We start from the raw sequence: 13617 nt of genomic DNA on the forward strand, positions 1-13617 counted from the left end.
CTCCTTAACATTATCCACATGTGGATAAATAAAACCGACCAATACTTACTAACACCTTAGACTAACATATTTTTCGCAAAATCTAAAGTAAGGATAATTTCCAATTGTGGATAATAAGAAAGCTCTACATTTATAGCACGTATTTCGACAAAAATTGCAAATGCTCAAAAGTTTACTTCTAGATAAAAAAAGTCATTTTATCATGACGATAAAATGACTTTAGCTATGTCTGTATGTTTTTTGCGAAGTTTAATCGTTCTTTACAGGTTCAATTACTAAATAACGATTAGGCTCCGTTCCTTCTGAATATGTTTCAATATCAAAGCGGTTTGCCAATTGATTATGAATAATTTTTCTTTCGTACGACTGCATAGGTTCAAATGTCACACGCTGATTTAAGCGAAGTGCTTTATCCGCCATGCGGTCTGCTAGTAACTCCAAAGCCACTTGACGACGCTCACGATAGTTTTCTACGTCTAATTTCACCATTAAGAACTGCTTGGCACTTTTATTTAACACAAGCTGTATTAATTGCTGCAAGGAATTTAATGTTTGACCACGTTTTCCTATAAGCAGTGCAGCTTTCTCGCTTTTCAGTTGAAATATAACATATTTCCCTTCACGTGTCGTTTCAATTTCAAGATCATGAATATCCAATTGTTCAGCAATATTAACTAAATAAGCCTTTGCATCTTCAATTGGGTTTACTGAGGCTTCTTCTTCCTCTTTTTGATCCTCTACGACTTGTTGAACAGCTTCGAGATCACTTGGTTGTTCAGAAACTTGTGAACTTATTGTTTCAACATCATCTTTTACTGCTGGTTCGTCAAATTGAGCCATATTTTGCTGTTCAGCTTTTTCTGCCTCAATTGTTGGTCGAACCTGTCCTTCCTTAACTGTTACACGAACTTCTGCAGATCGTGCCCCAAAACCTAAAAATCCTTTTTTACCTTCTTGTAAAACTTCAACATCTACTTGTTCACGGGTTTTGCCAAGTTTCTGTAACGCCAATGAGATCGCTTCTTGTGTTGTTGCGCCTATTTGCGTAAGTTGTTTCACTTTTTAGCCCCTCCATTTTGAGCAGGTTGTGTTTTATCTTTTTCCCAAGGTTTATAAATATACAGGTTTTGCATAATCGAGATAATGTTTCCGATTACCCAGTATAGTGATAATGCTGCTGGTAATGCTATACCAAAAGAAATAATCATAATTGGCATAATGTACATCATTATTTTCATTTGAGGGTTATCCATTGCCGGACCCGTACGTAAAACTATAAATTGCATGATACCAGCAGTAATTGCTAATGCCGGTGCAGGATCTGCTAATGGGAAGATAAGGAAATTCCCTAAATCAAAAGTAGATGTAGCATTCATACGACTAATCGCATGATAGAAACCAATTAAAATTGGCATTTGAATGATTACAGGTAAACATCCAGCAAGTGGGTTAACACCTGACTCACTCATAAGCTTCATCATTTCTTGCTGATACTGTTGCTGTGTCTGTGCATCCTTAGAAGCGTACTTCTTCTGCAATTCCTTCAATTTCGGCTGAACTTCTTGCATTTTTTTAGCGTTCTTTGTTTGTTTAATCATCAATGGCAGAATTGCTAAACGAATGATAATCGTTACAACAATGATCCCCCATGCATATGAACCAAGCAAATCAGCGAAGTATTTTATCACTGATACTAAAGGCCAAACAATGAATTCATTCCAGAAGCCTGTGCTGTCTTTGGAGATTGGTTCACTAAATTCTGTACAACCAGATAGTAGTAATGCTACTGATGCTAGCGACAAAATTACCCAAAGTTGTTTCTTCAACCCTCTTCCCCCTACAAATACTATTCACTTTTTCTAAAACTATATGCATTCTTCTTCTTTATTCATTGAAAGTTTGCTACTACTGAATAAAGTTATCAGTTATTTTATCATGCATATAACGTTTCTCTCTACTAATTATTCTAACAATGTACTTGCGTATGTTACTAATTTTACATATATCCTTATGAAACAGTACCACAAAATACCCCTATGTGTATTTTACGGTACTTTAAAACATACTTCTAAAATAAATTCTTTTCGCCACTTTGGCTGCCCTCCGTATTACGCTTTCTTCAATACTTTCGCGACTCGTAGAACATGCTGCAAGCTTTGTTTCACTTCATGAAAATCCATAGTGGCCGCCGGTTGTCTGGCGATAATAACATAGTCCATATTTGGCTTTAACTCATCCTTTAATTCATGAATGCTCTGCCTAATATAGCGTTTGATCTGGTTGCGTGTTACCGCATTCCCAAGCTTTTTACTAACCGATAAACCTACACGAAATTCCGTTTGTCCCTCTTTTTCAAATATATACACGACAAACTGACGATTAGCGAAAGATTTACCCTTTTTAAACACCTTTTGAAAATCATCGTTTTTTTTCACTCGTTGGCGTTTTTTCATTTCTTTCACCTGCTACTAGATAATTATCTTTTGATCCTCATTTCTAGGTTTACCAAAAATAAAGAAAAAAAAGACCACTGATGTGTCTCAGTGGACTTATTTTATGCTGATAATACTTTTCTTCCTTTACGACGACGTGCAGCAAGAACTTTACGGCCGTTTTTCGTGCTCATACGTGCGCGGAAACCGTGAACTTTACTGTGCTTACGTTTTTTTGGTTGGTAAGTACGTTTCATTTATATAGACACCTCCTGAATGAAAGTTGAGTTTTTCAACATACAGACCTGAACATTATATAAAGTAACTAGTTATTTTGTCAATGTATTTCATAAATTTCTTTCTTTAAGCAAGTCTATGTATATCTTTTACCGCTCTCCGCCAATATATGTACTTAAGCGCAGGTATTCCTATAAGGTCTCAGATCTAACACTATCCATTCTCTCTATGCATATTCGTATGCACCTAATTTTTATTTAAGAACGGATTTTAATATTTATCTTTTTTACTTACATTAATTATCCACAGAGTACTTGTTTTTTTTACACAGAGTTGTGTATAGTATTTTTTGCATTATTTTTTATCCACAACATTTATCTACAGCTTTTACACATAAGCAGATACTGTGGACAACTCTAAAGTGTATAAATCAAAGGTATGTGGATAAGTTTCACAAACTATTGAAATGACTTTGTTTTTCTGATACGATATCTGTGCTTCACTTTGTTGAAAACTGAAATGAACATTTATTTTATCCACAACTGTTGATATGCTGTGGATAATTTTTATCACAGCCTTTGGTTAACTTTTATCCACAACTTGTGAGTTTGTGGACGAGTTGTAAAATGAACGTATTTACCATTACTATAAATGCGCTTTTTGATTGCTGTACTTGTATTGAACTGTAAAGGAGATTAGCAGCTTGGAACATTTAGAAGAACTATGGAATAATGTCCTGGCTCAAGTTGAACAAAAAATTTCTAAACCAAGCTTCGAAACGTGGCTAAAGTCTACTAAACTACTTTCTTACAATGGAAGTGGTTCTACTGTGACCATTGCTGCGCCAAATTCGTTTGCTCGAGACTGGCTTGAAAATCATTATATTCATTTGATTACAGGTATATTAACGGAGCTTACAGGCGAAGACTTGCTTATTAAGTTTGTTGTTCAAAAAAACCAGGATTCGGACGATTTCGATCTGCCAGCGCCGATTATCCAAGCAAAAAATAACGATCATCATGATATTTCACCAGGGATGTTAAACCCGAAGTATACTTTTGATACGTTTGTTATTGGCTCTGGTAACCGCTTTGCTCACGCTGCATCACTAGCTGTCGCTGAAGCGCCTGCAAAGGCTTATAACCCGTTTTTTATCTATGGGGGAGTAGGGCTTGGCAAAACACACTTAATGCACGCGATTGGTCATTATGTTTTAGAACATAATCCAAATGCAAAAGTTGTATATTTATCATCTGAAAAATTTACTAATGAATTTATTAACTCAATTCGAGATAATAAGGCACTTGATTTTCGCAATAAATACCGCAATGTAGATGTACTGCTAATTGATGATATTCAATTTCTAGCTGGAAAAGAATCAACTCAGGAAGAATTTTTCCACACTTTTAATACATTGCATGAAGAATCGAAACAAATTGTTATTTCCAGTGACCGTCCTCCTAAGGAAATCCCGACATTGGAAGATCGTTTACGCTCCCGATTCGAATGGGGGCTAATTACAGATATTGCACCACCTGATTTGGAAACTCGTATCGCCATTCTTCGAAAAAAAGCAAAGGCTGATGGTCTAGAAGTGCCAAATGAAGTTATGCTCTATATTGCGAACCAGATTGACTCCAATATTCGGGAGCTTGAAGGTGCGCTTATTCGCGTCGTTGCCTACTCATCACTTGTTAACAAGGACATTAATGCAACTTTGGCTGCTGAAGCATTAAAAGATATTATCCCTAATTCGAAGCCACGAACTGTCACTATATTAGACATTCAAAATGCAGTAGGAGAGCATTTTAATATTCGTTTAGAGGACTTTGCCGCGAAAAAACGTACAAAGTTAATTGCCTTTCCACGTCAAATCGCGATGTTTTTATCCCGCGAATTAACAGATTTTTCGCTGCCGAAAATTGGCGAAGAATTTGGTGGACGTGATCATACTACTGTTATTCATGCTCACGAGAAAATATCTTCTATGTTGAAAAATGACGTTCAGCTGCAACAAGATATTAAACAAATTCGAAGCATGCTAGGGAAATAATTCTGTGGACAACACAATCGTTTAAACACAAACTTATACACAGTCTATCTACATGTGGATAGACTGATTTTATTCACTTAAATACACTTATCCACAAATCCACAGGACCTATTACTATATCTTTTTTATTTTATATAAATAAATAATATAAATATGTGAGGGAAAATGAATGAAATTTGATATTTTACGTGACCGTTTATTAGAGGGTTTAAATGATGTCATGAAAGCTGTAAGTTCTAAAACAACTATTCCAATTTTAACGGGGATTAAAATCGATGTAACAAATGAGGGCATTCGCTTAACAGGTAGTGATGCTGATATTACAATTCAAACATTTATTCCAGTTGAAGAAGATGGTCAACAAATAATTCATATTACTGAAACAGGATCGATTGTTGTACAAGCCCGTATGTTCAATGAGATTGTACGTAAGTTACCAACAAATGAGGTTGAAATTCAAGTAACACCTGGTTTCCAAACTCATATCCGTTCAGGTAAATCTGAATTCCACTTAATTGGCTCAGATGCTGCTGAATATCCTTTATTACCCGAATTAACAGAGGATCAAAAATTTACTATTCCTGCAGATCTATTAAAATCAATTATCCGTGAAACAGTATTCGCTGTTGCCACTTCAGAAAGTAGACCAGTGTTGACAGGTGTAAACTGGCAAATAAAAAATGAAACATTAATCTGTGTTGCAACAGATAGCCACCGTTTGGCAAGACGTAAAGTTCAACTAGATAGTTTACCTGAAGTTGAACATAGTGTTGTAATTCCTGGTAAAAGTTTGAATGAGTTAAATAAAGTATTAGAGGATTCAACGAATCTTGTACAAATTGTTATAACAAGTCAGCAAGTATTATTTAAAACTGGAGAAGTATTATTCTTCTCTCGTTTACTTGAAGGGAATTACCCAGATACAACACGTTTGATTCCTGAAGAATATCAAACAAATTTAACGATTAATGGTAAATCATTATTACAAGCAATTGATCGTGCATCTCTTGTTGCTCGTGGCGATCGTAATAATGTTGTACGTTTCGAAATTTTAGATAATCAAGCTGTTGAAGTTTCTTCTAATTCTCCAGAGATAGGTAAAGTACAAGAGGAAATTCCTGTCGAGTCATTAGAAGGGGAGAACTTAAAGATTTCTTTCAGTGCGAAATACATGATGGAAGCATTAAAAGCAATAGATGGTCAAGATGTGGTTATACAATTCACAGGTGCAATGAGACCGTTTATTTTACGCTCTGTTCATGATGATGCTATTTTACAATTGATTTTACCTGTACGTACTTACTAAAATTTAAACTACTTTCGTTGGAGAAAATAAAACTCCATACTTTTAGGTTTTTATTGCTTTGGAAAACATTCGGATAGTCGCTAATTGCGACTATCTTTTTTTACTTATGACGAAATTTTAGGTATGATAGAGAGATAGACAATCTGTATTTGGAGGGAAACACAGCTATGAAGGACATTGAAATTGATGTAGAGTTTGTCACATTAGGGCAACTTTTGAAAATGACTGATGCTATTAGCTCTGGTGGCATGGCCAAGTGGTTTTTACACGAAAATGATGTATATGTAAATGGAGAAGTAGATGATCGCCGCGGTCGTAAATTACGTGATGGTGACATTGTAAATATTCCTGGATGTGGTCGATTCCGTATCGTTGGTACCGCTGGACAGTAGATTATGCATATAGAGCAATTAAAACTTACAAATTACCGTAACTATGATGCCTTAGCTTTAAACTTCTCTCCAAAAATTAATGTTTTTATTGGTGAAAATGCTCAAGGAAAAACAAATGTTATGGAATCTATTTACGTATTAGCGATGGCTAAATCCCACCGCACGACGAACGATAAAGAATTAATACGTTGGGATTCAGACTATGGTAAAATAGAAGGGGCAGTTCAAAAAAGGCATGGTATTTTACCGATTGAGCTTACGATTACGAAAAAAGGCAAAAAAGGTAAGATAAATCACATAGAACAGAGTCGCCTCAGTCATTATATTGGCCAAATGAATGTCGTGATGTTTGCACCCGAAGATTTAAACGTTGTAAAGGGAAGTCCGCAAATACGGCGACGTTTTATTGATATGGAGATTGGGCAAATTTCTCCTGTCTATTTACATGATTTATTAACCTTTCAAAAAATTTTAAAACAACGTAACCACTTTTTGAAAATGAATCAAGGTAAAGCAATGTCAGATGACGTGATGTACGAGGTTTATAATGAACAATATATTCACGCAGCTACCCAAATTATTCGAAAAAGATTTCAATTTATGGATTTATTGCAGGAGTGGGCAGAGCCAATTCACGCAGGTATTTCACAAGGGAAAGAAACGTTAGTTATTAAATACCGCACAGTAGCTGGTATCGAAAAAGAACATAATTCCAGTGAAATTGAAGGCTTCTTGCATAAAAAACTACTTGAAGCTAAGGAGCGTGAATTTGATCGAGGTGTAACACTAGTTGGTCCACATCGAGACGATTTGCAGTTTTTAGTAAATGGCTATGATGTTCAGACATACGGTTCGCAAGGACAGCAACGTACAACCGCTCTTTCATTAAAACTTGCTGAAATTGAGTTAATTAAACAAGAAACAAATGAAACACCCATACTACTTTTAGATGATGTATTGTCGGAACTCGACGATTATCGTCAATCGCATTTATTAAATACCATTCAAGGTGAAGTTCAAACTTTTGTAACGACTACAAGTGTTGATGGAATTCATCATGAAACGATGGAGCATGCACAACTGTTTCACGTGAAACAAGGAGCGATTGAAGAAAGTTAGCCCGGGGAGTTTTTTAGATTACAAAAGAATGGTAATAGTCAGCTCGGTTGACTGTTCATTCATTTACACACAATGATGTTATGAAGGAGTAGATGAAAGCCGTGGCTATAGAGAACGAAGGTTTACAAAATCAAGCTTATGAAGCCGATCAGATACAGGTATTAGAAGGTTTAGAAGCGGTACGTAAAAGACCGGGGATGTATATCGGTTCAACAAGCTCTAAAGGGCTACACCATTTAGTATGGGAAATTGTTGATAATAGTATTGATGAAGCACTTGCAGGATTTTGTACAGATATAACAGTAACGATAGAAAAAGACAATTGGATTCGTGTAGAAGATAATGGTCGTGGTATTCCAGTAAGTATTCAAGAAAAAATGGGTAAGCCTGCTGTTGAAGTTATTATGACAGTGCTACATGCTGGCGGTAAGTTCGGCGGTGGAGGATATAAAGTATCTGGTGGTCTACATGGTGTAGGGGCATCTGTTGTAAATGCTCTATCAATTGAGACGATCGTTCAAGTTCATCGTGAGGGTCATATACATGAGATTAAATTTGAACGTGGAAAAACGGTTCAAGAGCTAACAATTATTGGTGACTCAGATCGTAATGGAACAACTACACGTTTTAAAGCTGACCCGGAAATATTTAAAGAGACTACAGTTTATGAATTCGATATTTTAGCACATCGTATTCGTGAATTAGCTTATTTGAATCGTGGTATCAGAATTACAATTGCTGATGAACGCGAAGATGAAGAACGTTCTACAACGTATCACTATGAAGGTGGTATTCGTTCGTATGTAGAGCATTTGAATCAATCTAAAGAGCCAATCCATGAACCAATTGACGTTCTTGGAGAAAAGGATGGAATTTCAGTTGAAATTGCTATGCAATATAATGCTGGGTTCTCTTCAAATATTTTTTCATTTGCTAATAACATTAATACGTATGAAGGCGGTACACATGAGTCTGGTTTTAAAACAGCTCTAACACGTGTTATTAATGATTACGCGCGAAAAAACGGGCAATTAAAAGAGTCAGATGCAAATCTTACTGGTGAGGATGTTCGTGAAGGGTTAACAGCTATTGTTTCAGTTAAGCACCCTGATCCACAATTTGAAGGACAAACAAAAACAAAGCTTGGTAACTCTGAAGTTAGCCAAATTACTAACTCCTTATTCTCAGATGGTTTTGAACGTTTTATGTTAGAAAATCCTACTGTTGCTCGTAAGGTTGTAGAAAAAGGTTTAATGGCTGCTCGTGCACGTGTCGCTGCTAAAAAAGCACGTGAATTTACACGTCGCAAAAATGCACTTGAAGTATCAAGTTTACCGGGGAAATTAGCTGACTGTTCATCAACAAATCCATCAGAATGTGAAATTTATATCGTTGAGGGTGACTCTGCCGGTGGGTCAGCAAAATCTGGGCGTGACCGACACTTCCAAGCAATCTTACCGTTACGTGGTAAAATCCTTAACGTTGAAAAAGCACGTTTAGATAAAATTTTATCCAATACAGAAATTCGTGCAATGATTACAGCATTTGGTACAGGTATTGGGGAAGAGTTTACTTTAGAAAAGGCTCGTTACCATAAAATCGTTATTATGACAGACGCCGATGTTGATGGTGCGCACATCCGAACATTACTGTTAACTTTCTTCTTCCGTTTCCTTCGACCTCTCGTAGAGGCAGGTTATATTTATATTGCACAGCCACCTCTTTATCAAGTAAAGCAAGGTAAGCATGTTGAATATTGCTACGATGAAGAAACATTAAAGGGAATTTTAGAACGACTACCAAAAATGCCGAAACCAAATGTGCAACGATACAAAGGTCTTGGAGAAATGAATGCAGAGCAGCTTTGGGAAACTACAATGGACCCTGAGCATCGCACATTGTTACAAGTAGAATTAGATGATGCAATTAAAGCAAACCAAGCATTTGAGCGTTTAATGGGCGATGAAGTTGAACCGCGTCGTCAATTTATCGAAGAAAATGCTGTATACGCTAATTTAGATATTTAATTTTTCTTGAGAGGAGGTCTACACTTTGTCAGAACAAGAACGCTCCGGTGTTAAAGGAGTTAATATAACAAAAGAAATTGAAACATCCTTCCTCGATTATGCGATGAGTGTAATCGTTTCTCGTGCGTTACCAGATGTACGAGATGGATTGAAGCCTGTACATCGCCGTATTTTATATGGCATGCAAGAACTAGGGAATACAGCAGATAAAGCGTATAAAAAATCAGCACGTATCGTTGGGGACGTAATGGGTAAATACCACCCACACGGTGACTCATCCATCTATGATGCAATGGTACGTATGGCGCAAGATTTCAGCTATCGTTATATGTTAGTCGATGGTCACGGTAACTTTGGATCTGTCGATGGCGACGGAGCGGCAGCGATGCGTTATACAGAATCACGTATGTCTCGTATTGCAATGGAGATGCTTCGCGATATTAATAAAGACACAATTGACTATACAGATAACTATGATGGTTCAGAAAAGGAACCTATTGTCCTTCCAAGTCGCTATCCAAACTTATTAGTAAATGGAGCGGCAGGAATTGCGGTTGGTATGGCGACAAATATTCCGCCACATCAACTTGGTGAAACGATAGATGCAGTGATTGCACTTTCTGAAAACCCGGCTATTACAACGGAAGAATTGATGGAAATTATCCCTGGACCTGATTTCCCAACTGGTGGATTAATCTTGGGCCGTAGTGGTATTCGTCGTGCCTACGAGACGGGTCGTGGCTCTATCATTATTCGTGCAAAGGTAGAGATTGAACAAAAATCAAATGGTAAAGAAACAATTCTTATTCATGAATTACCATACCAAGTGAATAAAGCTAAGCTTATTGAAAAAATAGCAGAGCTTGTACGCGATAAAAAAATTGATGGTATTACTAACCTACGTGATGAATCTGACCGACGTGGTATGCGAGTAGTCATTGAAATTCGTAAAGATGCAAATGCTAATGTAGTTTTAAATAATTTATATAAACAAACAGCAATGCAGTCTAGCTTCGGTATTAATATGCTGTCATTAGTAAATGGTCAGCCTAAAGTAATGGGCTTAAAAGAAATGTTGCATCATTACTTAGAGCACCAAAAGGTTATTATTCGTCGTCGTACGGAATTTGACTTAAGGAAAGCAGAAGATCGTGCACATATTTTAGAGGGCTTACGTATTGCCCTCGATCATATTGACGAAATTATCGCTATTATCCGTGGATCTCGTAGTGGTGATGAGGCGAAACCACAATTGATGGAACGATTCAATTTATCTGAACGTCAAGCACAAGCAATTTTAGATATGCGTTTAGTTCGTTTAAGTGGATTAGAGCGTGAAAAAATTGAAGCAGAGTACCAAGAGCTTCAAGTCCTAATTGCGGAATTAAAAGCGATTTTAGCCGATGAAGCTAAAATTGTTGATATTATTCGTACTGAAATATTAGAACTGAAAGAACGCTTTAACGATACACGTCGTACTGAAATTATTTCTGGTGGTATAGAGATGATTGAGGACGAGGATTTAATTCCAGTCGAAAATTCAGTCGTAACATTAACGCACAATGGTTATATTAAACGTTTAGCTGCGAATACATATCGCAGTCAAAAACGTGGTGGTCGTGGTGTACAAGGTATGGGCACTAACGAAGATGATTTCGTAGAGCACCTTATGAATACATCCACACACGATACAATTTTATTTTTCACTTCAAAAGGAAAAGTATTTAGAGCAAAAGGTTACGAGATTCCGGAATTTGGTCGTACAGCGAAAGGATTACCGATTGTTAACTTACTCAATATTGAAAAAGGTGAGAAAGTAACAGCGATGATTCGTGTTGATTCATTTGAAGAAGATGCATACTTCATCTTTACTACTAAAACAGGTATTACAAAGCGTACTCCAGTTTCTCAATTTGCTAATATCCGTACAAACGGCTTAATAGCTATAAGTTTACGAGAAGATGATGATCTTATTTCTGTTCGTTTAACAGATGGCGAGAAGCAAGTGATTATCGGTACACGCGATGGCATGCTTGTACGTTTCCAAGAGGATGATATTCGCTCAATGGGACGTACTGCTGGTGGTGTACGCGGTATCAAACTTCGTGACGGTGACGAAGTGGTCGGTATGGAAATCGTTGAACCAGGACAGGAAATTTTAGTTGTTACTGCAAAAGGTTACGGTAAACGTACTTCTGAAGAGGAATATCGTTTACAAAGCCGTGGTGGCGTAGGATTGAAAACAATTCAAATCACTGATAAAAACGGTCCAATGGTAGCTGTAAAAACTGTTGATGGTTCTGAGGATTTAATGCTTATCACAATTAATGGTATGCTAATCCGTATGGATGTGAATGATATTTCATTAATTGGTCGTAGTACACAGGGAGTTCGTTTAATTCGTTTAGGGGATGACGAACTTGTTGCAACTGTAGCGAAGGTTGAAAAAGAAGAAGAATCAAATGAAGAAAATGATCAAGTAGAAGATCAAGTAGAAGAATAATAATAGGCCGATGACGACAGCTATTGTTGCCGTTCATCGGTTTTTTTAGCATAAATTATGAAAAATAAGTAATTATTTTGAATTCGTGATAAAATGAAATTAACTTTATGTTTAAGTAGTGAAATAGTGAAGAGGTGTTAATCGGGTGGAAACAATATATGTTCCAATTCCAGAATTACGTGTTGGTAAAGTGATTTCTGAAGATATTTTTGCTAATACACAATATCCAATAATTTTTAAAAATACAATAATTTCTTATGATCATTTACACGTTTTTTTTGCTTTTAATATTTCAAGAGTCCCTGTTTATAAAGATGGTAGAGAGATTCAATCAGAGACAATAGAAACAGAATTAGTTGTTCCACCAGAGGTTATTCCAACTTTTAAAAGGGTCTATGACAATTCTGTTGAGCAATTCAAAAAGGAATTTAAAAACTGGGAAGCTGGAGCAAAGGTAGATATTGCGAAAGCACGTAAAATTATCTTGCCATTATTAGAAATGGTTTTAGAAGATCGTACAATAATTTTTGATTTAAATGAGTATTCAAATCCAAAAGACTATTTGTACCATCATTGTGTAGCAACAGCATTGATTTCTGCAGTGATTGCACAAAAATTAGGTTATGACAAAGGAATTACAATTCAAGTTGCAATTGGAGGTTTATTAGCTGATTGTGGGATGGCAAAAGTTCATCCACGTATCCGTGATAAAAAAACAACCTTAACAGAGCAGGAGTTTGATGAAATTTATAAGCATCCGATTTATAGCTATCATATGGTCAAAGATTTAACAATCTTAAAGGATACAATGAAAGAGGCTATTTTCCAGCACCATGAGCGTTTAAACGGTAGTGGCTATCCGAAGGGAGAAAAAATTGCTAATATCTCTACTTTTGCACAAATTATCGCTGTTGCAGATGTATTCCACGCAATGACATGCGAACGAGTTTATAGAACAAAGCAATCTTCTTTTAAAGTTATAGAGATGATTAATGAATCTGAATTTGGAAAGTTTGATATTAAAGTAGTTCGTGCACTTATAGATATTGTTGCTGATCTTCCTATAGGAACAATTGTTGAACTATCTAATCTTGAACATGGCGAAGTAATGTTTGTAAATAAATTTGCACCAACTCGACCACTTATCAAATTAAGTCATTCAGGGGAGATATTTGATTTAAGTAAAAATCGTACCTTCTATATTTCACGTATTATAACGAACTTATAATAGACGAAAGGCAACCCATTAACATTGGCGGTTGTCTTTTTTATTTTTATTTCTGTCGACACAAGTTTATGAGGTGAAACAAAAGCATTCGTAATATCTCTAAATATAAAGAGATGAATACAAGAGAATTATTATCTACAATTCAAAATAAAGAATACCATCTCTTTGAATTAATGAATCAATATTATTTAGAACCTTTAAACATGTTGATGTAATAGAAGAATAATAGATATATAAATTATTTATTGAGAAAGTGTTGACATAGTTTTAGATTCTTGATATTATAAGTAAGTCGCCAAGAGGTGACGCATTAAACGAAA

The 13617-nt window shown here is 36.0% G+C and carries 11 protein-coding genes; 7 read left to right on the forward strand and 4 right to left on the reverse strand.

The features are described from left to right. Positions 1 to 249 precede the first annotated feature (249 nt). The 4 genes from jag to rpmH form a co-directional block, all read right to left on the reverse strand. Complete coding sequence (jag, locus tag AB9L17_RS25070) at positions 250 to 1059, reverse strand: RNA-binding cell elongation regulator Jag/EloR (RefSeq protein WP_068985820.1); 810 nt, start codon at positions 1057 to 1059, stop codon at positions 250 to 252. After that, entirely contained in the window at positions 1056 to 1826 is a 771-nt protein-coding gene (yidC, locus tag AB9L17_RS25075) for a membrane protein insertase YidC (RefSeq protein WP_068985821.1), read from the reverse strand. Before yidC ends, jag begins: the two co-directional genes overlap by 4 nt. 282 nt (positions 1827 to 2108) lie before the next feature. Continuing rightward, positions 2109 to 2453 (reverse strand): ribonuclease P protein component, encoded by a 345-nt coding sequence (gene rnpA, locus AB9L17_RS25080; RefSeq protein WP_223553676.1) that lies wholly within the window; start codon positions 2451 to 2453, stop codon positions 2109 to 2111. Positions 2454 to 2554: 101 nt separating this feature from the next. Then, the gene (gene rpmH / locus AB9L17_RS25085) at positions 2555 to 2689 is read right to left on the reverse strand and encodes a 50S ribosomal protein L34 (protein ID WP_004233310.1); all 135 of its coding nucleotides are present in this window, start codon (positions 2687 to 2689) and stop codon (positions 2555 to 2557) included. 683 nt (positions 2690 to 3372) lie between these two features. Between rpmH and dnaA the strand changes: the two genes are divergently transcribed. From dnaA to AB9L17_RS25120, 7 genes are all read left to right on the forward strand, one after another. Continuing rightward, positions 3373 to 4722: a chromosomal replication initiator protein DnaA gene (gene dnaA / locus AB9L17_RS25090; protein ID WP_068985823.1), complete on the forward strand. Its 1350-nt coding sequence runs from the start codon at positions 3373 to 3375 to the stop codon at positions 4720 to 4722. Positions 4723 to 4891: 169 nt separating this feature from the next. Further along, the gene (dnaN, locus tag AB9L17_RS25095) at positions 4892 to 6028 is read left to right on the forward strand and encodes a DNA polymerase III subunit beta (protein WP_223553674.1); all 1137 of its coding nucleotides are present in this window, start codon (positions 4892 to 4894) and stop codon (positions 6026 to 6028) included. A 167-nt stretch (positions 6029 to 6195) separates the two neighbouring features. After that, positions 6196 to 6420 (forward strand): S4 domain-containing protein YaaA, encoded by a 225-nt coding sequence (gene yaaA / locus AB9L17_RS25100; protein WP_068985825.1) that lies wholly within the window; start codon positions 6196 to 6198, stop codon positions 6418 to 6420. A 3-nt stretch (positions 6421 to 6423) separates the two neighbouring features. After that, on the forward strand, positions 6424 to 7539 hold the full coding sequence (gene recF / locus AB9L17_RS25105) for a DNA replication/repair protein RecF (protein ID WP_068985826.1): 1116 nt from the start codon (positions 6424 to 6426) through the stop codon (positions 7537 to 7539). 92 nt (positions 7540 to 7631) lie between these two features. Beyond that, positions 7632 to 9566 carry a DNA topoisomerase (ATP-hydrolyzing) subunit B gene (gene gyrB / locus AB9L17_RS25110; RefSeq protein ID WP_223553673.1) on the forward strand — a complete coding sequence of 645 codons (1935 nt, stop codon included), beginning with the start codon at positions 7632 to 7634 and terminating at the stop codon, positions 9564 to 9566. Between the two features lie 25 nt (positions 9567 to 9591). Then, the gene (gene gyrA, locus AB9L17_RS25115) at positions 9592 to 12069 is read left to right on the forward strand and encodes a DNA gyrase subunit A (RefSeq protein ID WP_223553671.1); all 2478 of its coding nucleotides are present in this window, start codon (positions 9592 to 9594) and stop codon (positions 12067 to 12069) included. 145 nt (positions 12070 to 12214) lie between these two features. Then, entirely contained in the window at positions 12215 to 13297 is a 1083-nt protein-coding gene (locus tag AB9L17_RS25120; protein WP_223553669.1) for an HD-GYP domain-containing protein, read from the forward strand. The last annotated feature ends 320 nt before the right edge of the window (positions 13298 to 13617 follow it).

Origin of the sequence: Lysinibacillus sp. RS11, assembly GCF_042019215.1 — a bacterium.
In the GTDB taxonomy this organism is placed as follows: domain Bacteria; phylum Bacillota; class Bacilli; order Bacillales_A; family Planococcaceae; genus Lysinibacillus; species Lysinibacillus xylanilyticus_A.

Coding starts and splice junctions, on each gene's coding strand:
- rnpA (WP_223553676.1), bottom strand. CDS start 2,453: ATGAAAAAACGCCAACGAGTGAAAAAAAACGATGATTTTCAAAAGGTG.
- rpmH (WP_004233310.1), bottom strand. CDS start 2,689: ATGAAACGTACTTACCAACCAAAAAAACGTAAGCACAGTAAAGTTCAC.
- dnaN (WP_223553674.1), top strand. CDS start 4,892: ATGAAATTTGATATTTTACGTGACCGTTTATTAGAGGGTTTAAATGAT.
- yaaA (WP_068985825.1), top strand. CDS start 6,196: ATGAAGGACATTGAAATTGATGTAGAGTTTGTCACATTAGGGCAACTT.
- recF (WP_068985826.1), top strand. CDS start 6,424: ATGCATATAGAGCAATTAAAACTTACAAATTACCGTAACTATGATGCC.
- gyrB (WP_223553673.1), top strand. CDS start 7,632: ATGAAAGCCGTGGCTATAGAGAACGAAGGTTTACAAAATCAAGCTTAT.